22 protein-coding genes are annotated in these 25,164 nt (G+C 65.2%); 9 read left to right on the plus strand and 13 right to left on the minus strand.

Annotation, left to right across the window (positions count from 1 at the left end; translation table 11 throughout):
• Positions 1–37: 37 nt before the first annotated feature.
• The 10 genes from ACCQ16_RS11565 to ACCQ16_RS11610 form a co-directional block, all read right to left on the minus strand.
• Complete coding sequence (locus tag ACCQ16_RS11565; protein ID WP_031422945.1) at positions 38–934, minus strand: endonuclease/exonuclease/phosphatase family protein; 897 nt, start codon at positions 932–934, stop codon at positions 38–40.
• Between the two features lie 59 nt (positions 935–993).
• Positions 994–4,131 carry a discoidin domain-containing protein gene (locus ACCQ16_RS11570; protein WP_277572726.1) on the minus strand — a complete coding sequence of 1,046 codons (3,138 nt, stop codon included), beginning with the start codon at positions 4,129–4,131 and terminating at the stop codon, positions 994–996.
• A 26-nt stretch (positions 4,132–4,157) separates the two neighbouring features.
• Entirely contained in the window at positions 4,158–4,994 is an 837-nt protein-coding gene (locus ACCQ16_RS11575; protein WP_011347671.1) for a carbohydrate ABC transporter permease, read from the minus strand.
• The gene (locus ACCQ16_RS11580) at positions 4,991–5,875 is read right to left on the minus strand and encodes a carbohydrate ABC transporter permease (RefSeq protein WP_011347672.1); all 885 of its coding nucleotides are present in this window, start codon (positions 5,873–5,875) and stop codon (positions 4,991–4,993) included. The genes ACCQ16_RS11575 and ACCQ16_RS11580 overlap by 4 nt, the downstream gene beginning before the upstream one ends.
• The gene (locus ACCQ16_RS11585; RefSeq protein WP_031422949.1) at positions 5,872–7,242 is read right to left on the minus strand and encodes a sugar ABC transporter substrate-binding protein; all 1,371 of its coding nucleotides are present in this window, start codon (positions 7,240–7,242) and stop codon (positions 5,872–5,874) included. The genes ACCQ16_RS11580 and ACCQ16_RS11585 overlap by 4 nt, the downstream gene beginning before the upstream one ends.
• Positions 7,243–7,245: 3 nt before the next feature.
• Positions 7,246–8,865 carry a glucoamylase family protein gene (locus tag ACCQ16_RS11590; RefSeq protein WP_041469659.1) on the minus strand — a complete coding sequence of 540 codons (1,620 nt, stop codon included), beginning with the start codon at positions 8,863–8,865 and terminating at the stop codon, positions 7,246–7,248.
• A gap of 103 nt (positions 8,866–8,968) precedes the next feature.
• Positions 8,969–11,947 carry a TonB-dependent receptor gene (locus tag ACCQ16_RS11595; protein WP_372379964.1) on the minus strand — a complete coding sequence of 993 codons (2,979 nt, stop codon included), beginning with the start codon at positions 11,945–11,947 and terminating at the stop codon, positions 8,969–8,971.
• A 133-nt stretch (positions 11,948–12,080) separates the two neighbouring features.
• The gene (locus ACCQ16_RS11600; protein ID WP_014090320.1) at positions 12,081–13,103 is read right to left on the minus strand and encodes a LacI family DNA-binding transcriptional regulator; all 1,023 of its coding nucleotides are present in this window, start codon (positions 13,101–13,103) and stop codon (positions 12,081–12,083) included.
• A 377-nt stretch (positions 13,104–13,480) separates the two neighbouring features.
• The gene (locus ACCQ16_RS11605; protein ID WP_008571805.1) at positions 13,481–13,750 is read right to left on the minus strand and encodes a BolA family protein; all 270 of its coding nucleotides are present in this window, start codon (positions 13,748–13,750) and stop codon (positions 13,481–13,483) included.
• Positions 13,747–14,046 carry a YciI family protein gene (locus ACCQ16_RS11610; protein WP_029819551.1) on the minus strand — a complete coding sequence of 100 codons (300 nt, stop codon included), beginning with the start codon at positions 14,044–14,046 and terminating at the stop codon, positions 13,747–13,749. The genes ACCQ16_RS11605 and ACCQ16_RS11610 overlap by 4 nt, the downstream gene beginning before the upstream one ends.
• A gap of 228 nt (positions 14,047–14,274) precedes the next feature.
• On the opposite strand from ACCQ16_RS11610, the gene ACCQ16_RS11615 reads away from it, so the two are divergent.
• Genes ACCQ16_RS11615 through ACCQ16_RS11625 form a run of 3 tightly spaced genes read left to right on the plus strand, consistent with a single transcriptional unit; the run spans position 14,275 to position 18,089 of the window.
• Positions 14,275–15,303, plus strand: a complete 1,029-nt coding sequence (locus ACCQ16_RS11615; protein ID WP_184420162.1) for a segregation and condensation protein A — start codon at positions 14,275–14,277, stop codon at positions 15,301–15,303.
• A 13-nt stretch (positions 15,304–15,316) separates the two neighbouring features.
• Positions 15,317–16,453, plus strand: a complete 1,137-nt coding sequence (gene scpB / locus ACCQ16_RS11620) for an SMC-Scp complex subunit ScpB (protein WP_277569276.1) — start codon at positions 15,317–15,319, stop codon at positions 16,451–16,453.
• Positions 16,446–18,089, plus strand: coding sequence for a pseudouridine synthase (locus ACCQ16_RS11625; RefSeq protein ID WP_029819554.1), 1,644 nt, complete (start codon positions 16,446–16,448; stop codon positions 18,087–18,089). The genes scpB and ACCQ16_RS11625 overlap by 8 nt, the downstream gene beginning before the upstream one ends.
• 340 nt (positions 18,090–18,429) lie before the next feature.
• Here ACCQ16_RS11625 and ACCQ16_RS11630 read toward each other — a convergent pair whose 3' ends face one another.
• Positions 18,430–18,867 carry a hypothetical protein gene (locus tag ACCQ16_RS11630; protein WP_003487019.1) on the minus strand — a complete coding sequence of 146 codons (438 nt, stop codon included), beginning with the start codon at positions 18,865–18,867 and terminating at the stop codon, positions 18,430–18,432.
• A 163-nt stretch (positions 18,868–19,030) separates the two neighbouring features.
• Here ACCQ16_RS11630 and ACCQ16_RS11635 point away from each other — a divergent pair, with 163 nt between their 5' ends.
• The gene (locus ACCQ16_RS11635) at positions 19,031–19,801 is read left to right on the plus strand and encodes a glutaminyl-peptide cyclotransferase (RefSeq protein WP_014090325.1); all 771 of its coding nucleotides are present in this window, start codon (positions 19,031–19,033) and stop codon (positions 19,799–19,801) included.
• 86 nt (positions 19,802–19,887) lie between these two features.
• Here the strand turns inward: ACCQ16_RS11635 and ACCQ16_RS11640 are convergent, their stop codons facing one another.
• Together ACCQ16_RS11640 and ACCQ16_RS11645 are read right to left on the minus strand one after the other, a co-directional pair.
• Positions 19,888–20,688: an amidohydrolase gene (locus ACCQ16_RS11640; protein ID WP_277572725.1), complete on the minus strand. Its 801-nt coding sequence runs from the start codon at positions 20,686–20,688 to the stop codon at positions 19,888–19,890.
• Positions 20,689–20,843: 155 nt separating this feature from the next.
• Positions 20,844–21,992, minus strand: a complete 1,149-nt coding sequence (locus ACCQ16_RS11645; protein WP_029819558.1) for a pyridoxal phosphate-dependent aminotransferase — start codon at positions 21,990–21,992, stop codon at positions 20,844–20,846.
• A gap of 226 nt (positions 21,993–22,218) precedes the next feature.
• On the opposite strand from ACCQ16_RS11645, the gene ccmA reads away from it, so the two are divergent.
• The 5 genes from ccmA to ccmE all read left to right on the plus strand — a co-directional run bounded on the left by ccmA (position 22,219) and on the right by ccmE (position 25,036).
• Complete coding sequence (gene ccmA / locus ACCQ16_RS11650) at positions 22,219–22,863, plus strand: heme ABC exporter ATP-binding protein CcmA (RefSeq protein WP_008573812.1); 645 nt, start codon at positions 22,219–22,221, stop codon at positions 22,861–22,863.
• Complete coding sequence (ccmB, locus tag ACCQ16_RS11655) at positions 22,860–23,555, plus strand: heme exporter protein CcmB (protein WP_008573811.1); 696 nt, start codon at positions 22,860–22,862, stop codon at positions 23,553–23,555. The genes ccmA and ccmB overlap by 4 nt, the downstream gene beginning before the upstream one ends.
• A 94-nt stretch (positions 23,556–23,649) precedes the next feature.
• Complete coding sequence (gene ccmC, locus ACCQ16_RS11660) at positions 23,650–24,402, plus strand: heme ABC transporter permease CcmC (protein WP_008573810.1); 753 nt, start codon at positions 23,650–23,652, stop codon at positions 24,400–24,402.
• Positions 24,399–24,569: a heme exporter protein CcmD gene (locus ACCQ16_RS11665; RefSeq protein WP_277572724.1), complete on the plus strand. Its 171-nt coding sequence runs from the start codon at positions 24,399–24,401 to the stop codon at positions 24,567–24,569. Before ccmC ends, ACCQ16_RS11665 begins: the two co-directional genes overlap by 4 nt.
• Positions 24,566–25,036 carry a cytochrome c maturation protein CcmE gene (ccmE, locus tag ACCQ16_RS11670; RefSeq protein ID WP_011347685.1) on the plus strand — a complete coding sequence of 157 codons (471 nt, stop codon included), beginning with the start codon at positions 24,566–24,568 and terminating at the stop codon, positions 25,034–25,036. Before ACCQ16_RS11665 ends, ccmE begins: the two co-directional genes overlap by 4 nt.
• The last annotated feature ends 128 nt before the right edge of the window (positions 25,037–25,164 follow it).

Below are 25,164 nucleotides of genomic sequence, written 5' to 3' on the forward strand. Positions count from 1 at the left end.
CCTTCCCGGTAAATTACTGTCGCGCGCGGGTGCGCTCCTACGGCATCCGGTTGCTTGCCGGATGCTCCGGCGCAAGCTGCAGGCGTACCCACACACCATAGTGATCCGATGCCCAGCGGCCTTCGGCATAAGGCGCCTCGAACAGGATGCGGGCTTCGCGGGCCAGCAGGCGGTTCTGCTGGAAAAACACATGGTCGATGCGTGCAGGCCTGTCGAAGATGTGCATGTTCAAGGTGCTGACCGTGGCGTCGCTATTGCGATGCACGCTGCCGTAGCTGTCGCCGTAGCCCTTTCGTAGCGCTTGCAGATCGAGCGTATCGGCGGCGGTATTGAAATCGCCGGCGATCACCACCGGCGCCTGCGCGCTGTTGGAGGCGATGAAGTCCAGCAGATCGGCCACCTGGCGCGTGCGTATGCCGGCACCGCGTGCGTCGGCGCGTTCGTTGAGATGGGTGACGTAGATGTTGACCGGCTGGCCATCGACATCCACCTGCAGATGCGCGGCGACACGGTAATCGTCCAGCGGCTGCAGCAGGCGCTGGTGGGTGGCCAGCACTTTGCGGCGACTCAGCAACGCATTGCCGTAGCGTTTGGGTGCGCCGACCGGATCGACCGAGGCGAAGGTGTAGTCGTAACCGAGCTTGCGCGCGAGCCAGGCGGCCTGGTTTTCCACGCTGCCGCGGCGCTCGATCACTTCCTGCAACGCAATCACGTCCGGCGCCAGTCGCTTGAGTTCCCTGGCGATATAAGCGCGTCGTGCCGGCCAGTCTTCGCGATCGTGGTGCAGGTTGAGCGTGACCAGGGTCATTTCACGCGACGCTGTGGCGGATGACTGCACGGTGTTCGCTACTTGCTCACGATTGCCGCGCTGCACGGAGGGAACGCCCTGCCCGGCCTGCACGCCAGTGGAGAACAGCAGCAGTGCAACCCACATGAGCAGCCCTTCGGAACCTCGCCGTGCTGGCGCTGCCCGGGACGGCCGCCACGCCTGCCTCATTGCGTGGCGCGCTCGGCCCGCCGCACCGCGCTGGGCACATCGATTTGCACGTTGGCCGGCAGTTGCTGGATGCGCAGCTCGCCGTTTTGCCATTCAGCCGATTCGCCGTTGATCGTGGCCTTGCCCGGGGTGCCCTGATACGGCCACGGCAGCACCACACCGCCCGGCGGCAGGATCAGCCCGGGCTGCAGCTGCAGCACCAATTGCTTGTCGGTGCGTTGCAAAGTGTAGTTGAGGCGCCCGTACGGTGTACGCAGTTCGGCGATACCGATTCCCTTGCCTTCGAACCAGCGCGTCGGCGTGCCGGCCGCGATGACCAGGCTGGCATCGGATTCGCGGCCGTAGGCGAACATGTCCAGCACCGAGCGTACGAAGTCCGAGGCGACCCAGGCATGCGGCAGGTCGCCGACGAAGAACGGCGTGCGTGGCGTGCGCGAGACCACTTCGGCCCACTGGTTCCAGGGCTGTGGCGCGCGGTCCTTGAAGAAGAACGCGGTCGCGTCCCAGGCGCGGTCGCGCCAGCCCAGGCGCACGAATGCGGCCACGTTGCGCCACTCGTAGGGCGTGTAGTCCTTCCATTCGCGCTTGCCGTCGCGGCGGTCGGAGAATTCCTTCCAGTAACGCTCGAAGGTCTTGGTCAGCAGATCCTGCGGCAGGCGTTGCTGCTCGCCGCCTGGCGTCAACGCGATGGTGGTCGAGGTCGCATCGAAGTCGCCCAGTTCCGCCGAGCCCGGCAGGAAATCCAGGTTGTGCTGACGCACGGCCGCGCCCAGCGATGCCACCAGATCGCCACTGAATTGATCGCGTGCGGCGCTGAAGCGTGCCGCTTCCTCTGGCTTGTCCAGCGCCCCGGCCAGCATCGCCGCGTCCTTGTAACCGCGCAGTGCCCAGAAATTATCCCAGTACGAATGCACCGGCTTGGCCGAATAGCCTTCGTGGCTGATCGACACCGGCATCATTCCGTAGAAAGCCGGGTTGCGCATGAAGTTTTCTTCGGTACGCTCGCTGGCGCGCAGCGTTTCCATGTAGTCGTAGGCGCCGGTGACATGCGGCCACATCTTTTCCAGGAAGGCCTTGTCGCCGGTATAGCGGTAGTACTCGGCGATGTTGTAGATCAGCTCGCCGTGGCTGTCGTTCTCCGGCACCGGGTCGCTGCCGCGGTCGTCCACGCAGCACGGCACCATGCCATCGGCAAACTGGTATGGCGCGAACCAATCCACGTAGTCGCGCACCACGTCTTCGCGACCCAGCCGCAACAGTCCTTCGGAAATCATTGCGCCGTCGCGGATCCAGCTGCGCGAATACGAGCGTGTGCCCGGCTGCAGGCGTGGACCGATGCGTGAGATCAGCATATGCGCCAGCGCGGTGCGCAAGGTATCGACCACCGGCTTGCCTTCGGCCGGCACGCTGATGCGCACCCGATCGAGCTTGCTGCGCCATTGCTGCGCCACCTGCTGCTGCGCCTTGTCGGCATCGAAGCCAGCCGGCAGCTGCGCGGCGCCGGTTTGCGGAATGACCAGGGCCACTTCGCGGCGTTGGCCGGGCTCCAGCTTCCAGCGATACAGCAGTACACCCGATGCCAGGCCAGTTTCGTCCTTGACCTGGGTCACCGTCGGCGGCGTGGCCGCGGTGAGATGGCTGACGTCCATGCCGCTGTCGAAGGCGCTTGCAAAGCCGGCATCCGGCCGCTGTGCAGCGAACACCCGCGGCTTGCCGTTGACGCTGACCTGGCCACCATCCACTGCGAGTTGGTCGATGCGGCTGACGCCACCCAAGGTGTTGAGAAACTGCGCCGGCGGGTTGACCTGGAATGGCCGGACTGCCAGCGCCAGGGTGAACTCGCGCGCATCCTTGCCGGTGTTGTGCAGTTGGTAACGCGCGACCAGTTGCGCCTGATCGGGGGTGCCCTGCACGAAGGCGGTGACGCGCAGATTCATCAGGTCGTGGTGCCAATCCACGCTGGGAATCGGCAGGTAATCGTCCTGCAGGCTTTGCTCGCTGCTGACATCGGACCAGTGCAGCACCTTGCCGCCGGTAACCACGAACGGCTCGATGCTGAAACCGCCCTTGCCCACTTCCACCGCACCGTCCTCGCCGATCAGACCCTGTTCGGTGCCGCCATCCAGGCCCAGGATGGTCCAGTACGGCTGCTCGCCGGAGAAGCCGCGCGGATAGCTGCCGCGCGGCAGTTGCGCGGCCAGCGACTTGATGAAGTCATTGGGCGTTGCGGCGAATGCCAGCGGCTGCAGCTGCACTTCCTTGATGCCATAGCGCCAGTTGGGGCCGTCCTTGAGATCGAAACGCAGGTAGCGCGCTTCGGTATCGGGAAGCGCCAACCAATCGGTGCCGCCCGCGCCGGCAGTGACCGTGCGCAGGTCGCGCCAGCTCCGTCCGTCGCTGGAGGAGCGCACCACGTATTGCGAGGCCTGCAGACCCGGCACCCACTGCACCACGGCGCCGCCGAATTCGCGCACCTTGCCCAGATCCAGCGTGACCGTCTGTTGCTTGACCGCGCCGCTGAGCCAGAACGTGTCCGGCTTGCCATCGGCCAGGCGCTGTTCCAACGCAGGCGCGGTGTCGGTGATGGCCTTGGCCTGCAACGGCGAGGTGTCTTCGGGCGGCAGCGGCGTGAGCGTGAGCCGGTCGAAGCACACCGTGCCCTTGCCGCCGACCTTGTTGTAGATGGTGAACTCCACATCGGCGCTGCTGCGCAGTTGCTTGTCCTGACCTGGGCCCCAGGCCTTCTCGATGTTGCGCTTGCGGTAGTTGAACGTTGTCCAGTTCTTCGGGAAGTTGAAGCCCGGCCGGTTGACCCACCACACATTGTCGCCGCTTGCGTCGATCAGCTTGAGCTGCAGGTCGTTGGACGGCGACTCGCCGCGCACCGCGAACGACATCCGGTAATTGTCCGGATAGGTGATCGGCAAATTGCGACGGATGCCGACATAGCCGGACACGCCGTTGAAGTTGTAGTCCAGGCACAGCGCATGCCCGCCCGAGGGCGTGGCCACCGGGCGCAGCGAACCGCTAACCTGGTTGGACACCACCAGGCGCCAGGCACCGATGTCGTTGAAGCCGTCGAGCACGCGCTCCTGCGCCTGCGCCGCGCCCGCAGACGTGACGAAAGCGGCCATGGCACACAGTCGCAGGAACACTGGTTTCACCCCTTCACACTCCCCAGCAGAAGACCTTGGATGTAGTAACGCTGCAGCGCCAGGAACAATAGCAGCACCGGAATCACCGTCACCACTGCGCCAGCCATCATCAATTCCACATCCATGATGTGCTCGCGCGACAGCGCCGCCAGCGCCACCGGCAAGGTGTACTGCTCCTGGTCGGTCAGCACGATCAACGGCCACATGAAGTCGTTCCACGAACCCATGAAGGTGAAGATGGTCAAGGTGACCAGCACCGGCTTGAGCATCGGCAACACGATCTGGAAGAAGATGCGCATCTCGCTGGCACCGTCGATGCGCGCGGCCTCGATCAATTCATCCGGAATGCTGCGCGCGTACTGACGCACCAGGAAGATGCCGAACACCGTGGCCAGCGCCGGCACCACCACCCCGCCGATGTTGTTGACCAGGTGCAACTGCTTCATCAGCAGGAACAGCGGCAGCATCGCCACCTGCGCCGGGATCACCAGCGCGGCCATCAGGATCTTGAAGATGCGCTCGCGGCCGACGAACTGCAGCTTGGCGAACGCATAACCGGCCATGGTGTTGACCAGTAGCGAGCCGAGCGTGATCAGCCCGGACACCAGCAAGCTGTTGGCGAAGTTGCGCGCCATGCCGGTGCGCGCGAACAGCTCGTGGTAGTTGGCGGTGGTGAACGCCGACGGCAGCATCGGTGGCGGAAACCGGCTGGCCTCACCGGTGGGCATGAACGACACCGACAGCATCCATAGCAGCGGTGCCAGGCTGATCACCGCCAGCGCCAGCAGGCCGCCGTTGATCAGCACGGCATTCCAGCGCGACTCGCCGACATCACGACTCATATCAGGTCCTTCTTGCGGCCAAAGCGCAGCATCACGGTGGTCACCGCCAGAATGATGAGGAACAACAGGAACGCCACCGCCGACGCGCGGCCGAGGTTCCACCACTTGAAGCCTTCTTCGAACATGAAATACAGCACACTGACGGTGCTTTGCAGCGGGTCGCCGCGGGTCATCACGTAGGGTTCGGCGAACAGCTGGAAGTAGCCGGAAATAGTGATCACGCCCACGACCATCAGCACCGGGCCGAGCATCGGCAAGGTGATGTGCAGGAACTGCTTCCAGCGCGAAGCGCCATCGATGCGCGCGGCCTCGTACAAGTCCTGCGGGATCGCCTGCAGCCCGGCCAGGAAGATCACCATGTTGTAGCCGAAGTTCTTCCACACCGCGAACAGCATGATGGTGGGCATCGCCCAGCGCGGGTCGCCCAGCCAGTCGATCGGGGCGATGCCCAGATGGCTCAGGCCGAAGTTCACCAGGCCGTACTTGATATGGAACAGGTAGCGCCAGATTACCGCCACCGCTACCAGCGTGGTCACCACTGGCGCGAACAAGGCGGTGCGGAACAGCGCCTTGAAGCGCGAGGCCTTGGCGTTGAGCAGCAGGGCCGCGCCCAGCGACACACCGATCGACATCGGCACGCCCAGCAGCACGAAGTAGGTGGTGTTCCACAGCGACTTCCAGAACAGCGGCGTCTGCAGCAGGTCGATGTAGTTGCCCAGGCCGACGAAGCGCAGATGGCTGCTGTCGGCCAGTGCGTACAGGTCGAAGTCGGTCACGCTGAGCACCAGCGCGGCGAACACCGGCACGCCGAAGAACATGCCCAGCACCATGATCGACGGCGCGGCAAAGACCCAGCCGGCGACGGAATTACGCTTCATCATCGTGCGGCTCCCTGATCCGCTGCGGCGGCTGGCGCGGTGGTGCCTGCAGCCGCTGGCTTCACTGCCGGCGGAGCGGTGTCACCGGCCGGGCCGACATGCCCGCCCTCCTGCTCGAAGATCCAGCGGCGCTTGGCCAAGATTTCGTCCACGCGTTGATCCAGTTCCTGCACGGCGGCTTCGTGCGATTGCCCGCCGCGTACCACGCGCTCGGTGACCAGACGCATTTCCTGCACGATGCGCTCCCACTCCAGCACCTTCGGCGTGGCCTTGACCCGCTCCAGCTGGTCGCCGAAGGCATGCGCCAGTTCGTCGTTGGCCAGCGAAGGCAGCTTCCAGGTACTGCGACGCGGCGGCAGGTCGCCGATGATGGCGTGGAAACGCGCCTGCACCTGCGGCTGGGACAGGTATTCGATCAGCTTCCAGCTGGCGTCCTTGTGTTGCGAGGACTTGAAGATCACCAGGCTGGAACCGCCGGCGATGCCGGCACCCAAGCCAGTGGGCCCCGGCAACGGCGCGGTGCCCCACTTGCCTTCCATGCCCGGCGGCTGGCGCAGCTTGAACTCGCGCACGTTCCACGGGCCGGACAGATAGAAGGCGTAATAGCCGTTGAAGAATTCGTACCAGACATTGGAGACCTGGGTCTCTGAGACCTTGGGCGCCCAGCCCTGCTGATACATGTTGTCGTAGAAGCCCAGTGCCTTGCGGAAACCGGCGCCACGGAAGTTGCCGTAATTGTCGTGGTCGCGCAGCAGGCGGTCGTCCTGCTGCAGCGCGAACGACAATTGCTGCTCGAATTCGTTGAGCGGCATCAGGATGGCGTAGCGGTCGGGGCCAACCTTGCGCTTGATCGCGGCCATCACCTGTTCCATCTCGGCCCAGGTCTTGGGCATTTCGCTATAGCCGGCCTCGCGCAGCAGGTCCTTGCGGTAGAACAGCAGCCGCGTGTCCACATACCACGGCACGCCGTACAGCGTGCCATCGACCAGATTGGTGTCCCACACGCCAGGGAAATAGTCGGCCGGGTCGACAACGCTGGAGCGCGCCACGTACGGCTGCATCGGCTCCAACGTGTCCAGCAGCGCGAACTCCGGCAGCCAGGTGTTGCCGAGCTGGCACACATCCGGCAGGCCATCGGCGGCAAAGGCGGTCAACAGTTTTTCGTGTGCCGCCGTCATCGGGATGTTCTGCACATCCACGTGGATGGTGGGGTTCTGCTTTTCGAAATCGGCCACCAGCTCGGCGACCACTTCGGCCTCCTTGCCCATCGCCCAGAAGCGCACCGTGGTCTTGCCCGGATCGGAGCGTTCGCATCCCGTCGCACCTGCACACAGGGCGACGGCCAACATCAACAGTTTCAAAAGGCGCACGGATTACTCGGGTTTCTGGCGTTGCGAGGGGTCTTGCTGGGCCTGGGCGGCGGCGGCACGCGATTCGGCCATGCCCAGCGCGCGCGCGGCGGCCTTCTGCTCGTCCTTCTGCGGCGCCGGCTGCGGCTCGCCCTCCGGAGTGAGCCAGCCGCCGGTGAAGCCGGCGCGTTCCAGACCGGAGCGGATGTAGGGGTTCTTCTTCATCACGTTCCAGACGAATTCGTTCTGGTAGTTGGCGATCATCGTCAGGATCGGGCCCTGGTCGATGGCGATGTAGTCGCTGGCCACCCAGCCACGGTCCGGCACCATGCGCCCGGTCTTGATCGGGATGTCGTAGTTGAAACTGGGGTTGAACGAATCCAGGAACCCGTAGCTCGAATACAGGAAGTCGCCATAGCGCTTGTGCATCTCTTGGGTGGCAGGAATCACCACTTCCGGGGCGAACACGATCGAGGAGATCGCCGCAGTCGGGGCGATGGTGCCGTCGTCGAAATTCTCGCGCAGACCGGCGCCGCGCGAAGAGTAATGGCGGAACTGGCGCTGCTCGCCGCGGTATTCCTGGCTGGTGTTCTGCGGACCGTCGCTGGCGGTCAGGCCCCAGACGTTTTCGCCGTAGTCCTTCCACTTCATCGGGTTGTCGATGGCGTAGTCGCGCTGCGCCAACGTGGCGCGGCGGCTGTTGAGGAAGTAGTCGATGCCGCGTTCGCGCATGTACTGGTCCTGGATATCGCGGAAGTCGATCCAGACATGGCTGTATTGGTGGCCGAACAGCGGGCCGAACGACAGGTATTCCTGGCCCTGATACACGCCCCAGTCGTTGTTGTAGGTGCGGGTCCAGCTGGTCCAGGCGTCCGGGTCGACGCCATGCGTCGGCGAGCCCAGCGCGAGGATGTACAGCATCATCGCCTCGTTGTAGCCCATCCAGTCGTGGTTGATGAAGCCGCTCTCGGGGAACCAGCCCATCGAGATCAGCGGGGCGCGCTGTTGCAACCAGCGCCAGTCCACGCGCTTGTACAGCGTGTCGGCGATCTGGCGGATCTCCTTTTCGCGCGGGTCGTCGCCGTCGTAGTACGACTGGGTGAACAACACGCCCATCATCAGCAGTGCGGTGTCCACGCTCGACAGTTCAACCCAGCTGTCGTAGCGGTTGCCCTGCTGCATGTCCAGAAAATGGTAGTAGAAGCCCTTGTAGCCGGCCCGGCCGGTCTTCTGCGGACCCATCGGTGCGTCGCGGAAGAATTTCAGCGTGGTCAGGGTGCGGTCGATCGCCTGATTGCGACTGACCCACCCGTTCTCGATGCCGATCGGATAGGCGGTCAACGCGAATCCGACCGACGCAATGCTGGCAAACGGGCGCGACGGAAACCGATCCGGCGACAGGCCGTTGACCTCGTTGGTGGTGTCCCAGAAGAACTGGAATGTGCGGCGTTCGATGTCCGAAAACAGCGGCGGCAGCGGCGGCTTGACCGGCTTGGGCGGCAGTTGCGCCTCAACCAGGATGACTTTGACCGGTGCCTTCTTTTCGGCCACCTTGGGTTCCTCGGCTTGCTTGCACGACGCCAAGACCAGCGCGCCCAGCAAGAGTGGAATCGTCAACCATCGCGACGTGTTGCCCCTGTCCATCCGCCCCCCACTTGTGTAATCGATTACATCTGACACGCCAACCTACCCTATCCAGGCGCCGAGTTCGACCGCCCTGGCGTTGCGGCCAGGGCGGTCGAGCACCTCACCAGTTCAGGCCGAAGGCCAGACGGAAGGTACGCATCGGCGACGCCAGCACACCGGTCGGTGTGCCGTAAGCCGTGTTCAAGTCCTGCAATGTTCCGGTATCGCCGTTGAAGGTGGCGTAATTAACCCAGTTGAACACGTTGAGGATATCCGCACGCACATTGAATTTGACACCACCGCCGGTGTCCCACTCTTTATTGGCGGCAATGCTGAATTCCTTGTAGCCCAGCGTGCCATCCGGCTTGAACTGGATGATCTCGCACTGATCGTTGCCGGCCAGGCAATTCTGGCCATAGCGCGCGGTCTGGCTGGCCAGCGACAGCTTGCCGGACAGCTTGATCTCATACGGCAGCTCGTAGATGCCGGTGACCACCAGGCGGTTCTTGGGGATGCCGCCGGCCTCGCGCCAGCCATAGTCCTGGATGCGTTCGCGGTCCAACGCATAGTGCTCGCCGAACTGCCGGTTCTCCTTCGCATCGGAATAGGTGTAGGCCACGGTCAGGCCCCAGCCGGATTCTTCGTCGAAGGGCTTTTCCACCTGCAAGGCCAGCTGGTTGTTGCGAGTTTCCACGCCATTGGTGCCCAGCACGATGGCGCTATAGCCATTCGGGCCGTCGGTCGGCACGCCGGAGGTGGTGCCCGGCTGGAAGAACGAACCGTCCGGCAGGCGGTTGCCGCGCACGAAGGCGAAACCGTCATGGCTTTCGATGCGGCTCAGGGTGACATCGGTGAACCAGTCCTGGCCCCACAACGGCACCATGTTGCGCATGCCGATGCTGAATTGATCGGAGTACGGGGTCTTGAGGTTGTTGTCGATCAGGTAGACCTCACGTCCGCCACCGCCGGTGCTGTTGGCCGTAAGTGTGTTCAAGCCATCCTGACTGTTGTATGCCGGATTCCAGGCCGTGCACGGGTCGCCCAGGCAAGCGGGGTTGTTGGCGCTGGTGAAGTAGTAGCTATACGACTTGAAGGAGTTGTTGAGCTGCTCCAGTGCCAGGTAATCGAAGATGTTGCGGTCGTAGGCACGACCGGCGCCACCATAGATCACGTGGGCCTGATCGCCGAACAGGTCGTAGGACGCACCCAGGCGCGGCTGCCAGGCATTCTTGAATGCCTTGCGGTTGTTGCCGGTGCTGATGAAGTCGTTGATGTTGTAGTTGGCGTTGCGCAGGTTCGGCCAGTTCTGCAGCGCGCTGGCGACATCCGAGGGGGTCACGAAATCCAGGAATGCCGGGGTTTGCTCGTAGTCGTAGCGCACGCCCAGGTTCAAGGTCCAGTGCTCGTTGACCTCCCAGTCGTCCTGCAGGTAGATGCCGTACTGCTTGTTCTTGGACACCACCGAACCGCCACCTTCCACCAGCGGCGCACCGAAGCGCACGCGGTACGGCGTTTGCACGTCGGTGAGGATGTTGTAGTAGTACTGCGGGTTGGCCGGATTGAACTGGGTCGAATCCAGGTCGATGCTCTTGAACTTCACGCCCATCTTGACGGTGTGCGCGCCGTGCCATTCCAGGCTGTTCAAGGTCAGGTCGTCCTGGAAGGTCCAGCCCTTCTGCCCCTTGCGCTGGAAGCTGCTGCCGGCGCCCGCCGCCAGGATGTCGGTCTCGTTGCCGCGCACCGGCGCGTAGCTGAGGATGTAGCCATTGCCGTTGTTGATCGGCGCCTGGTTCCAGAACGCGCTTTCGTAGCTCAGGTTGGCTTCGTTGAGGAAGTTGGCCCCGCTGTACTGCCAGCGCAGGTTGGCGCGCTTTTCTTCCTGGCCGTTGATGCTGCCGTGCTCGTAGGTCGAGGTGCGGCCGACGTCGTTGAGCTCGTCTTCCTTGCGGTACTTGCCGGTCAGCTCGAACAGGTTGTTTTCGCCGATGGTCCAGTCGATCTTGCCGAAGTACAGGTCTTCCTTGAACGGCGTGCTGGAGGTCACCACCAGCGGCTGCAGCTGGGCCGGCAACTGGTCGACGCGGTCCGAATAGATCGAGCCGGGGATCACCACGTTCGGGGTGGTGTATTCCTTGGCTTCATAGGCGATGAAGAAGTGCGCCCTGTCCTTGAGGATCGGGCCGCTGAAGGTGGCGCCGTACTGGGTTTCTTCGAAGTCGTCGCGCACGCCGGCCTTCTTCTCCAGCGGGCTTTCCTCGCGCCAGCTGTCGTTGCTGGTGTCCCAGAAGAAGCTGCCGTGGAAATCGTTGGTGCCGGACTTGGACGAGGCCACGATGGCCGCGCCGCTGACCTGGTCGAACTCGGCCTTGTAATTGGAGGTGATGACCTTGTATTCGCCGATCGCCGACTGCGGGAACGGGTTGCCGCGGCTGGAATCCTGGCCGCTCACGCCGCCGGTGAGCACGTAGTTCTTCTGGCTCACGCCGTCGATGTAGACGTTGGTGCCTTCGGCCGAGGTGGCGCCGGTGCGTACCTTGGTGGTGCCGTTGGCCTCGCGGGTGAACTGCACGTTCGGCACGGTGTCGGCCAGTTCCAGGAAGTTGCGCGTGGCACGCGGCAGGTTCTGGATCTGCACGTTGGAAATGTAGGTGGCGTTCTCGGAGGTGCGCGTCTCCACCAGCACCGGCGGCGCCTTCACCTGCACCGCGTCCAGCGTGGTGGCGTTACCACCCGCGGCGGTGGCCGGCTCGCCGCCGACGCCCAGGTTCAAGGTCGCGGTCTGGCCGACCTGCACGGTGACGTTCTGCGAACTGGTCTGGCCATTGGCGGTGACATCGATGCGGTACGAACCCGGCGGCAGGCCGCCCACCGAATAGCCGCCATTGCTGACCTGCACGGTGCGGGTCAGGCCGGTGGCCAGATTGGTGGCGGTGACCTGCGCCTGGGCGGCAGGTGCGGCATCGACGGTGACCTGCCCGCGGATGGTCGCAGCGGTGCTCTGTGCGAAGGCCGGAGCGGCGCCGAGCAGCAGGCAGCTGGCAAGCGCGCAGCTGAGCAGCTTGCGCGCCGGACGGGCGGAATGGGGGTGGTGGTGGCGCATGGTCGTCCCTCCAGGGATCGGTACAGATTGTTGTTGTGGCAGTGCAGTGGTGCAGGAACAGCCGCTGCGGGGACAGCGGGAGCGGACAGGACGTCCGCGAAAAGGTCGGCCCGGAAACGCGTGGCCGGAAAGGTCAGTGAGCCGATTGGCCGGCACCGCAGGAGGCACGGATCACCAGCTCGGGCGTCAGCAACTGGCGGATGCCGTCGTCGCGGTCAGGCGTTTCGACCAGGCACATCAGCCGGGTCATCGCCTGCTCGCCCAGCCGGGCGATGCTCACCCGCATGGTGGTCAGCGCGGGATGGACAAAGCGGGCCAGCGGAATGTCGTCAAAACCCGCCAGCGCCACGTCGCCAGGCACCGACACATCGGCCTGGGCAAACGCGTACAGGCAGCCCAGCGCGGTCATGTCGTTGGCGGCGAACACCGCATCCGGCAGCGCGCCGGCCGCCAGCATCGCCAGCCCGGCGCGGTGGCCGGAGGCTTCGTCGAAGTCGCCCGGGTATTCCACGCCCTGCGCCTGCGCACCGAACGCAGCAAGCGCATCGCGGAAGCCGCGCAGGCGTTCGCGCGCATCGAAATTCAGCGCCGGGCCACCGATGAAGGCGATGCGGCGGTGCCCGGCCCGCAACAGGTGCTCGGTCATGGCCATGGCACCGGCGTGGTCGTCGATGCTCAGCACCGGATAGTCGGCACCGGGCAGGTGCGCATTGATCAACACCGTCGGCAACGACTGCGGCAGGTTGTCGGTGAGGAACCCCGGCTGCTCGGCGTAGGGCGAGAGCACCAGCAGGCCATCGACGCGCCCGCGCATCGAGCGCAGCGCTCTGCCCTGGGCTTCCGGGTCGCCGTGATAGCTGGACACCAGCAGGTGCTGGCCGGCCGCACGCGCCGCGCCGTCGATGCCACGGATCAATTCGGAAAAGAACTCGCCATACAAGTCCGGCAGCACCACGCCCAGGGTCTGCGAGCGCCGGCTGCTCAGGCTGCGCGCGGCCGCATGCGGGCTGTAGCGCAGCCGCTCGGCCACCTCCAGCACCTGCTGGCGCACCGGTCCGGCAACGTTGTCGTGCCCGTTGAGCGCACGCGACACCGTTGCGACGGAGACCTGCGCTTCCCGAGCGACATCTTTGATGGTGACCGCACCCTTGGCCATTCGTGTCGCCCTCCGCGACCGACTTCCCAAAACTGGCGCGGACTGTAAGCGTTTTCATACAGAGGCGTAAACCCCCATCTTCACATGCGTGAAAACGCTTACAGATCAATCAGCTGCGGGTGAGGAGCACGTGAAGCAACGTGCTGCGTCGCAACAAATATGCACCCATGCGTCCACATGCGAAGCAGGATGCAGGTCACGATTTGCTGGTCAATCCAGTCTTGCCAGGACCGCACGGACCGGCGCCTGCACCGGCACTCCCGCGGCCTTGCCGGCTGCACCCTGACGCTCGCTGCCGAGAAGGCAATCACCGCTGAGCCCGGCAGTTCTGATCACAGCAGACGGCCCGGTATGACCGCCGGCGTTCCCCGCGACGTTCAGCCAACCTCGCCCGGCGCGAAGGCCTCGATCGACAAGGCATGAATATCGGTCTGCATCATCTCGCCCACCGCGGCGTACACCGCGCGATGCCGTGCCAGTGGCGGCTTGCCGACAAATGCGGCGCTGACCACGCGCACATTGAAGTGCCCGCGCCCGTCGCGCGCACCGGCATGGCCGGCATGCCGCGCGCTGTCGTCGACGACGTCCAGTTCGGTGGGCGCCAGTGCCGCCTGCAACGCTGCGCGGATCTGCTCGACCCGGCTCATGGCAATACCCGGCGGAATGGGCGGACCTCGGTGCGCGTATACACGCCCGCTTCCACATAGGGGTCGGCATCGGCCCAGGCGCGCGCATCCTCCAGGGCGTCGAACTCGGCAATCACGACGCTGCCGCTGAAACCGGCCGGACCTGGATCTTCGGCGTCGATGGCCGGACACGGGCCCGCCACCAGCAACCGCCCAGCAGCCGCAAGCGCCTGCAGACGCGCCAGATGCGCCGGCCGCGCCTGCTGCCGTGCCGCCACTGCGTCGGCCCGGTCATATCCCTCGATTACGTACCACACACGCCACCTCGCCCAAGACTGGAAGATCACCGCACCGATTCTAGCCGCGTCGGCGCTGGACACCGCCCCCGCGCACGCATTACCCTTGGCACCACTGCACACGCAACCGGACGCAGCGGCCCGTCGGCCCAGGCGCAGCGCTCTTCCCGACGACCGATTCGCTGCCCACCGCCGGTCCGCGTAGACGACCTCCTCGCTGTTCCGTCGCCGCATGCCACGCGGCGGACGTTGTATGTGGATTTGTGGGATCGTGCCGGCACAGGCACGACATTGATCGCAATAACTCAAGGCAAAGCCCTGCAGGCGCGGCTTAAGACCGCCGCCGGCGACCGCAAGACCGATGTCGACCTGATGAATTCCGAACTCGCGCACGTCGCGACTCCGCCAGCCACGAGCGCGCCGCCACAGCAGCAGGAAATGCCGCTGGCGGTGGTGCATGGGCAACCGGTGCTGCAGATCCCGCAGGATCTTTATATCCCGCCGGATGCGCTGGAAGTCATCCTGGATGCCTTCGAAGGCCCGCTGGACCTGCTGCTGTATCTGATCCGCCGCCAGAACCTGGACATCCTGGACATCCCCGTCGCCGAGATCACCCGGCAATATGTGGACTACATCAATGTGATGCAGGAGCTGCGCTTCGAACTGGCAGCCGAATATCTGGTAATGGCGGCAATCCTGGCCGAGATCAAATCGCGCATGCTGTTGCCGCGCCCTCCCAGCCAGGATGGCGAAGAAGAAGATCCGCGCGCCGAGCTGGTACGCCGCCTGCAGGAATACGAACGCTTCAAGCAGGCCGCCGAGGATCTGGACACCCTGCCCCGCATGGGCCGCGACAGCGCGCCGGTGCAGGCGCATCTGCCCGAGCGCGCAGCGGTGAAGCTGCCGCCGCCGGTGGAGCTGAAAGAAATGCTGATGGCGCTGTACGACGTGCTCAAACGCGCCGAGCTGTTCACCGGCCATGCGATCAAGCGCGAGGCGCTGAGTGTGCGCCAGCGCATGGGCGATGTGCTCAGCCGCCTGGACGATGGCAAGTTCTACCGTTTCGAATCGCTGTTCACTGCCGAAGAAGGCAAGCTCGGCGTGCTGGTCACCTTCCTGGCGCTGCTCGAACTGGCCAAGGAGCAGTTGCTGGACATCGTGCAGGAAGCGCCGCTGGCGCCGATCTACGTGAAGTCGCTGGCGTTGGGCAATACCAATGCGCCGTTGCAATTCTCCAGCGAATTCGACGATAGCGATGCCGCCAACGAACCTATCTGAAGCCGATCACCGAATGGATCAAGCGCTGATCACCCGCATTATCGAAGCCGCCCTGTTGGCGAGCAGCCAGCCGCTGACGCTGGCGCAACTGCAGGGCCTGTTTCCGGAAGAAGAGCCGGCACCGCCCGGCAGCGTGGAGCGCGCGCTGGAACTGCTGCGCGAGGCCTGCGCCGAGCGCGGCGTGGAACTGGTCGAAGTGGCCTCCGGCTTCCGCTTCCAGGTCAAGGCCGATGTGCATGGCTGGGTCGCCCGGCTGTGGACCGAGCGCCGCACCAAGTACACCCGCGCCACGCTGGAGACCCTGGCGCTGATCGCCTACCGCCAGCCGATCACCCGCGGCGAGATCGAGCAGGTCCGCGGCGTGGCCGTCAGCAGCAACATCATCCAGGCGCTGGAAGAGCGCGAATGGATCCGCGTGGTGGGCCACCGCGACGTGCCCGGCAAGCCGGCCCTGTTCGGCACCACCAAGGGCTTTCTGGATTACTTCGGGCTCAAGCGATTGGACGAGCTGCCGCCATTGTCTGAGTTGAAGGACATCGCCGAGCTGGAACCGCAGCTGCCGCTGGACCGCGACGGGCAACTGGATGGCGCCGTGCCCGAGGCGGCAGCGATGGACGCGGCGCAGGATCAGGCCGATGCAGATCAGGCTGACGCCGAGGGCGGCGATACAGGTGCTGACGATGCGGATGCTGGCGGTACCGACGCGGATGTGGAAGCTGGCGCTGCGGCTGACGACAGCGGCACCGGCGCTTTGCAAGATAGTTTGGAAATGGACGAGGCCGACGCCGAGCGCGATACCGAAATTGAAAGTGACGCCGACGCCGACCAGCATGCACAGCAATCGCCTGACGATGCCGCAGTCGACCAGCAACACCACGGTCTCGATGAGGCGATCGACACCGAAGCGGTCGACGCAGTAAACGACCAGACACCGCAACACCCCGAGCATGGCTCGGCGCACGAGAAGAACACGCAGGACCCAGACGACGCCCGTGAGGGCGACCCCGACACCGCGCCGGGAACGCGCGCGGATGCAGTGAACGAAGACGAAGACAACGCCGTCGCGACGACGACCGTGGCTGTTGACGAAGCCGATTCCGACCCAGAGGCCGACCCGCAACGCGGCGGCCGGAGCCAGACACATGAGTGACACCCCCCGCAAGCTGTCGTTGAACAAGCTTTCTCTCAAGCGCGACAGCGCGCCCGAAGCGCCCAAGCTGGAAGAGCGCCTGCACAAGGTGCTGGCCCAGGCCGGCCTGGGTTCGCGCCGCGCGCTGGAACAGCGCATCGCCGACGGCCTGATCAAGGTCAATGGCGCCGTCGCGCAGACCGGCATGTCGGTGCGCAGCGGCGACAAGATCGAGTTGGACGGCCGCAGCTTCGTGGCCAGCGCGCTGACCGAGCCCTCGCGCGTGCTGATCTACAACAAGCCCGAAGGCGAAGTGACCACGCGCGAAGATCCCGAAGGCCGCCCGACCGTGTTCGAGTCGCTTCCGGTTTTGAAGGGCTCGCGCTGGATCGCCATTGGCCGCCTGGACATCAACACCACCGGCCTGCTGCTGCTCACCACCGACGGTGAGCTGGCCAACGCGATGATGCACCCCTCCTACGAGGTCGAGCGCGAATACGTGGTGCGCGTGCGTGCGCCGGAAGGCGAAGAAAAAGTCTCCGATGCCATCATCGAGCGCCTGTCGCGCGGCGTGCTGCTGGAAGACGGTGGCGCCAAATTCGACGAGATCGAACGCATCGGCGGTACCGACTCGCACGACTGGTTCCGCGTGGTGGTCAAGGAAGGCCGCAACCGCGAAGTGCGCCGCCTGTGGGAATCGCAGGGTTGCCAGGTCAGCCGCCTCAAGCGCAGCCGTTACGGCAAGATTTCGCTGCCGCGCGAGCTGCTGCGCGGGCACTCGGTGGAAGTGGCGCAGGACAAGGTCGACGCCTTGCGCGCCGAACTGAAACTGGAAGAAGGCGCGCCGTCGGCACTGACCCTGCAGCCTGTGATCGGTCAGCGCCGCGCCGCCAAGTCGACCGTGCACGTCTCGCGCGATGGCCGCAGCAATGCCTACGTCAACGGCCAGACCTCAGGCGCAGATGAAGGCCGCGAACTGCGGCGTTTCGACAACTTGCGCGAAGATCGCGGCCGTGGCGGTCGCGGCAAGCCCGGCGGTTTCAGGGGCGGCCTGACAGTGAGCGGCGAAGCGGCCGCCAAGCAATCGCAGCAGCGCCCGTTCAAGCAGCGCGGCCCGGCCAAGGGCGACCGCGGCGCGTTGCCAGACGGCAACCCGGCCGCGTTCCGCAGCTGGTATGTGCCCGATGGCGTGAGCACCGGCCCGAGCGGCCACCGCAATGCCGGCCCGAGCGGCCCGGGCACCGGCCAGGCACGCCCGTATGCCAAGAAAGGACCGGGTGGTGCGCGACCGGGCGCTGGCGGTCCAGGCGGCGCCCGCCCGGGTGGTCCGGGACGCGGCGCTGGCGGCGGACAGGGTCAGTCGCAGGGCCAGGGGCAACGCAAGCACCCGTATGGCCACCCGGGCAACGCACCGAGCTTCCCCTCCGATCACGCCAACCCGGGCTTCAGCCCGTACGGTGCCGCACGCCCTGCTGGTCGCCCGAGTGGTGGGCGACCGGGTCCGGGTGGTAATCGCGGCCCCGCGTCTGCCAACCGTGGCCCCGGCGGTCCCGGTGGCGGCGCTCGCGGCCCGGGTGGCGCACCGCGTGGCCCCGGCGGCCGTCCGCCGGGCGGCGGCAATCGTCGTCCTCCCGGCGGCGGTAATCGCGGTCGTTGAGCGTCAACCGATCCGCGTATAAAAAACGGCCCTGCAAAGGGCCGTTTTTATGTGGAGGACGGTATAGGACATCGACTGAAGCAGAGAAGCTGCCGCGTATCCGGTCGTGCAGTCGTTTAACGAAAGCCACCCCCCTTGCAGCGCCATCGCGATGCAGACACTGCACGCACCGCTTGAATGAGCGCGATCCGATGCTGCGACCTGGCTCGGCCCCACGACTGCGCGGCCTTCGGGTGGGCACGACCGTTGCTCGACATCGACACCTGCCACCTGTGCACTCCGGTGTTGGGCGCGCAGTGCACGCCCATCCGGGGACAGCTCGCTCAGCTTGTTACCGCTCTTACTTGCGACGCTCGATCACGAAGTTACCCACGTTGACACCCAGGTCCACGCCCTCGCCTGTGCCTGCCAGCGCAAGCGAGATATCGCCCTTGGTGACGACCTGTGCGGTACTGGACTTCACGACGCCCGCGTGCGCTTCGGCGGCGGCATACGTGCCGAACAGGTCGTTGAGGCTATAGGCACCGCTGAAGGTGCCGCGGCCGCCGACGATCTTGGATTTACCGACCGTCAGGCCACCGCCTTTGCTGGAGATCTTGACCGGAATGACCGCACCGTTATCGCACTTGATGGTGCCGGTACCGCTGGCGGTTTTGTAGAACACCGACCAGCCGGACAAGTTGAACGACAGCTGGCAATCGATGTTGCCGGCGGCCTGCGCCTGCGGAGCCAGCGTGGCGGCGCCAAGCAGCGCGATGAGCGAAAGTGACTTGATCATGTGAGCAGTGCCAGTGGTGGACGTGGCGCGAGACTAGCAGCGCCGATGTGGCAGCCGCGACAAGATTCCAGCGCGGCGCAGGCGTTTGTTCAGCGGGGTCTTAGCTAAGTCCGACAGGGCAACAGAGCTGCCGCCTGCGGCCGCGACATGGGATGATTGCCGCATGCCACGCACCGTCTACAGCCTGCTCGCCAGCGCACTGCTGCTGCCCGCCCTCGCCCACTGCGGCGAGGCGATTCCCACCCAGGGTTACACCGTCGTCAAGACCTATCCGCACGACACCGCTGCCTTTACCGAAGGCCTGTTCTATCTGGACGGGCATCTCTACGAGAGTACCGGCGAGCTGGGCCAGTCCAGCGTGCGCAAGGTCGATCTGGACAGCGGCAACGTCCTGCAGCAGGTCAATACGCCGCCGCCTTTCTATGGCGAAGGCATCGTGGCCTGGAAGGATCGCCTGATCCAGCTGACCTGGCGCAATCAGCGCGGCTTCGTCTACGACCTGGCCACGCTGGCACCGCGTACCCAATTCACCTATTCCGGCGAGGGCTGGGCGCTGACCAGCGATGATCGCCAGCTCTATATGAGCGACGGAACCGCCAACATCCGCCGGCTGGATCCGCAGAGCCTGAAACAGATCGGCAGCATCGAGGTCACCGCCCGCGGCAAGCCGCTGGACAACCTCAACGAGCTGGAATGGGTCAAGGGCCAGTTGCTGGCCAACGTGTGGCTGACCACCCGCATCGCACGCATCGACCCCGCCAACGGCAAGGTCATCGCCTGGATCGACCTCAAGGCACTGGTGCCAGACCCGGACACCTTGACCGACCCCACCAACGATGTCCTCAACGGCATCGCCTACGACGCCGAGCACGATCGCTTGTTCGTCACCGGAAAGCGCTGGCCGAAGATCTACGAGATCAAGCTGGCTCAGTAGCCGGGATTAGAGATTCGGGATTGGGGATTGGCGACAGCGGCCGGGCTTGCAACTGCCCGGCAGCAGCTTGTGCCGATCCCGGATCGCTAATCCTCAATCTCGAACCGATCTGCATCCAACATCGCGGGAAAACGGGCGCGGTGCTCGGCCAGCGCAGTTGCGCTGATGGTGGTGGTGACCACCTGCTCGCGTTCGCGGATTTCCACCTGCGGCTGGCCGAGGAAATCGATCACCGCGCTGTCGCCGGCGTAATGCAGCTGGTTGCCGTCCACGCCAATGCGGTTGACCGCCGCCACGAAACACAGGTTTTCGATCGCGCGGGCGCGCAGCAGCGTCTTCCAGGCATAGGCACGGGCGGACGGCCAGTTGGCGACGAACACTTGCAGATCAAAATCCAGCTGCCCGGGGCGTTCCACATCGAAGCGGTTGCGGCAGAACACCGGAAACCGCAGGTCGTAGCAGACCTGCGGATTGATCCGCCAACCCTTCCATTCCACCGTCAGCCGCTCGCGCCCGGCCGCGTAACGCAGATGCTCGTTGCCGAAGCGAAACAGGTGGCGCTTGTCGTAATACTGCAGCGATCCATCGGGCGTGGCCCAGAGCAGCCGGTTGAACACCCCGGCGTCGGTACGCACCTGCACGCTGCCGGTCACCGCTGCACCCAGGCGTGCGGCTTGCGCACGCACCCACGCCACGGTCGGCCCGTCCATCCCTTCGGCCTTGTCGATGGCGTCGTTGGAGAATCCGCTGGTGAAGGTTTCCGGCAGGATCACCAGATCGGTCTGCCCGGCCAGCGGCTCCAGCAGCGCAGCGTAATAGTCGCGGTTACCGGCCGGGTCATGCCAGCGGGTGTCGCCTTGGATCAGGGAGATGCGCAGGTCATGCATGGTGAGACTCGGGAAAGGAGAATCGGGAATGGAGAATCGGGAATCGAAAAGCGGTTTAATGAGGGCGTTATGTCATCGAGCCAGTGCGAATTTAGATCAAAAAGCGGCCGGCCGCTCTTACGATTCCCGAATCCCGAATCACGATTCCCGGCTCGTCAGAGCCTACGCAGGCGCTCGATCGCCGCATCCAGCGTCGCATCGTTCTTGGCAAAGCACAGCCGCGCCAGGCGCTGCCCTGCAGGCGCGTTCTGGTAGAACGGCGACAATGGGATCGCGGCCACGCCCTTCTCGATCGTCAGCCACTTCACGAATTCGGTATCGGGCAGATCGCTGATGGCTGAGTAGTCCACCAGCTGGAAGTAGCCGCCGGGGACAGGCAACGGCTTCAAGCGCGTGGTCAGCAGCCGTTCGCGGAAGCGGTCGCGCTTGGCTTGGTAGAACGCGCCCAGTTGCTCGTCGTGTTCGGGCTCGTCGCGGATCATCGCAGCAAAGGCGTGCTGGGCCGGGCCGAAGCTGGTGAAGGTGTTGTACTGGTGCACCTTGCGGAATTCGGCCGTGAGCGCCGGCGGTGCGATGGCGTAGCCGATCTTCCAGCCGGTGCAGTGGTAGGTCTTGCCGAAGCTGGAAATCACCAATGCGCGCTCGCGCAGTTCCGGCCAGCGCAGCACCGATTCGTGGCGGCGGCCGTCGAACACGATGTGTTCGTAGACCTCATCGGACAGCAAAAAGATGTCGGTGCCGCGCAACAGCTCAGTCAGCGTCTGCATGTCCTCGGCCGACAGCATCGCGCCAGACGGGTTGTGCGGCGAGTTGATCATCAACAGGCGCGTCTTGGGGGTGATCGCGGCGCGTAGCGCAGCCCAGTCGACCGCAAAGGTCTGCGGGTGCAGCGCCACATGCACGGCGCGTGCGCCGGCCAGATCGATCGCCGGCTCGTAGCAGTCGTAGGCCGGGTCCAGCACGATGACCTCTTCGCCGGCGCGCACCACCGCGTGGATGGCGTTGAAGATCGCCTCGGTAGCACCGCTGGTGACGGTGATCTCGGTGTCGGCATCGACCTGCGCGCCATAGCAGCGCTGTGCCTTGCCGGCGATGGCCTGGCGCAACGCGGCCACGCCGGTCATCGGTGGATACTGGTTGTGGCCGGCCGCCATGGCCTTGCTCAGTTCGTCGACCAGCCGCTGCGGCACCGCGAAATCGGGAAAGCCCTGGCCCAGATTGACCGCGCCGTGCTCGGCCGCCAGCTGCGACATGACGGTGAAGATGGTGGTGCCCACCTTGGGCAGCTTGGTCGTGAGGGGCATGGTGCCTGTCCGGACAAGAAACGGGGGACCGCGAGTGTACGCAAAGCCGCCAGCCGGTTGCGCCCGGACGCTGCAAAACAGCGTTCCCTGACACATCGCGGCGCCTGCGGCGATGCCGCAGGCGTCCCCGGCATGCCACCATCGTCGCTACAATGCGCGCCCGGTCCGGCGCGTGCCTGCCCCGGCCCTTCCCCATGCCGTCCTGCGACCCGAGCCTGCTGCACCGATGATCGAACCGCTGCACACCGCACCGCCGCTGCTGGCGGCGCACGCCCTGGCCTTCAGTCGCAACGAGGAGCCGGTGTTTGGCCCGCTCGATTTCCATGTCGATGCCGGCGAAGCGTTGCTGGTGCAAGGCGACAACGGCGCCGGCAAGACCACGTTGCTGCGCGTACTGGCTGGCCTGCTGCACGTGGAGCGCGGGCAGATCCAGATCGATGGCAAGACCGCCAAGCGCGGCGACCGCAGCCGCTTCATGGCCTACCTCGGCCACCTGCCCGGCCTGAAGGCCGACCTCAGCACGCTGGAAAACCTGCACTTCCTGTGCGGCCTGCATGGCCGTCGCGCCAAGCAGATGCCCGGCAGCGCGCTGGCGATCGTCGGCCTGGCCGGTTACGAAGATGCGCTGGTGCGGCAATTGTCGGCTGGCCAGCGCAAGCGGCTGGCGCTGGCACGGCTATGGCTGTCGCCGGCACCACTCTGGTTGCTGGATGAGCCGTACGCCAATCTGGATCTGGATGGCATCACCCTGGTTAACCGAATGATCTCCGCGCATCTGCGCGGCGGTGGCGCGGCGCTGGTCACCACGCACGGTGCGTATGCAGCGCCACCGGTGCGCACCCGCATGCTCACGCTGGAGGCTGCGGCATGAGCACGCATTCGCCGCAACCCTCGCTCTGGCAGGCGGCCCGCGCCCTGCTTGCCCGCGACCTGCACCTGCTGTGGCGACGCCGTAGCGATGCATTGCAGCCGGCACTGTTCGCATTGCTGATCGTGGTGTTGTTCGCGTTGGGACTGGGCGGACGCCCGGACCTGCTTGCGCAGGCCGCGCCGGCGGTGCTGTGGCTGTCGGTGTTGCTGGCTGGCCTGCTGTCGCTGGACGCCTTGTTCCGCAGCGATGTGGAAGACGGCTCGATGGAGCAGTGGCTGCTGGCACCGGTGCCGTTGGCCTGGTTGATCGCAGTGCGCGTGCTGCTGCATTGGGCGACCAGTGCGCTGCCGCTGATTGCCGTGACGCCGCTGCTGGGCGAATTGCTGCACCTGCCGCATGACCAATTACCGGTGCTGCTGGCATCGTTGGCGCTGGGAACGCCGCTCCTGAGCCTGCTCGGCGCTGTGGTTGCGGCACTGACGGTGACGATGAAGCGCTCTGGTATTCTCGTGGCGTTGCTGGCGTTGCCGCTGTACGTGCCGGTGCTGGTGTTTGGTGCCGGCAGCGTGGCGGCCAGCGGACAAGGGCAGGATGCGGTGGGTGCGTTGTTGTTGTTGGGCGCCGGACTGGTGATCGGCGTGGTCCTGGCACCGCTGGCTGCGGCGGCGGCGATCCGCATTTCGTTGAGTTGAGCACTGCACTCGATGCATTGTCGATAGCACGCCCCGCACAACGCGTTGTTGCTGTTTCGAGAGCCAATGCCATTCCAAAGGCTACTGCCATCGCATGAACGTCGTCGTCCGCTGGTTCCACCAACTCGCATCGCCCCCGATCTTCGACCGTTTTACTGCGCGCTGGGCGCCCTGGTGCTATGCGCTGGCCGCGTTGCTGCTGGGTGTGGGCATCTGGCAGGCCTTGTTTGCGGTGCCGGCGGATTACCAGCAAGGCGACAGCTTTCGTATTCTCTACATCCATGTGCCGAGCGCGTGGATGAGCCTGTTCGTGTTCGGGCTGATGGCGCTGTATGCGGCCATCGCGCTGATCTGGCGCATCAAGATCTGCGAGATCCTGGCGATGGCGTGCGCGCCGATCGGCGCTGCGTTTACCGTGATCACCTTGCTGACCGGCAGCATCTGGGGCAAACCGATGTGGGGCGCCTGGTGGGACTGGGACCCGCGCCTGACCACCGAATTGATCCTGCTGTTTCTGTATCTGGGCGTGATCGGCCTGTATCACGCTATCGACGACCGCCGTCAGGCGGCGCGCGCGGCGGCGTTGCTGGCCATCGTCGGGGTGGCGCTGCTGCCGGTGATCCGCTATTCGGTGGTGTGGTGGAATTCGCTGCATCAGGGCCAGAGCATCCGCCTGCTTGGGCCGTCCACGATCGACGCAAGCATGCTGCTGCCGCTGTGGTTGATGGTGATCGGCACCAAGTTCTGGTTTGTCGGGTCGCTGTTGACGCGCGCGCGCGCCGACAACCTGCGCCGCGAGGCGGGCAAGGCCTGGATCGTGCGCGATGCACAGGAGAGTGCGGCATGAGCTACCTGCCTTACGTCATCGCCGCCTATGCGGTGTTCGTGCTGGTGCTGCTGTGGGATCTGATCGCCGGCCGTTGGCAGGTACGTCGCGCCATGAAGACCGCCCAGGCGCGCCGTCTGCGCGAGCGCAAGCGCGCGGTGCCCAGCGACGCGGAGTTGATCCGGTGAACCCGCAACGTCGCCGCCGCCTGTGGCTGGTGCTGGCCTTGGTGCTGGCCGGCGGGCTGGCAACCACGCTGGTGGCCATGGCCTTGCAGCGCAACGTGGCCTACCTGTACACGCCTTCGGAAGTGCTGCGTGGCGATGCCGGCGCGCATTCGCGCTTCCGGCTTGGCGGCATGGTCGAAAAAGGCTCGTTCAAACGCGCCTCCGGTGCATTGGAAGCGCAATTCCGCGTCACCGATGGCGATGCGCAATTGCCCGTCAGTTACGACCGCATCCTGCCGGACCTGTTTCGCGAGGGGCAGGCAGTGGTGGCCACCGGCCGCATGCAGAACGGCATCTTCGTCGCCGAAGATGTGCTGGCCAAGCACGACGAAACCTATATGCCGAAGGAAGTCGCCGACAAGATGGGCAGCGCGCATCGCAAGCACGATGTGCCGACAGCTGCGGGCCAAGCTGGAGAGCTGCATTGATGGCGTGTGTCAGGAGATCGGCATTCCTGCAGACAGGTGGCTTGCGCGGCGGGTGCGTGGCCAACGATGTCGCCGTGCGTTGGCAAGCAGGTGCAACCGCTGCAGTAATGCGGACTCTGCAATGCACC

Origin of the sequence: Xanthomonas sp. NCPPB 1062, assembly GCF_041481705.2 — a bacterium.
Lineage (GTDB): Bacteria > Pseudomonadota > Gammaproteobacteria > Xanthomonadales > Xanthomonadaceae > Xanthomonas > Xanthomonas euvesicatoria.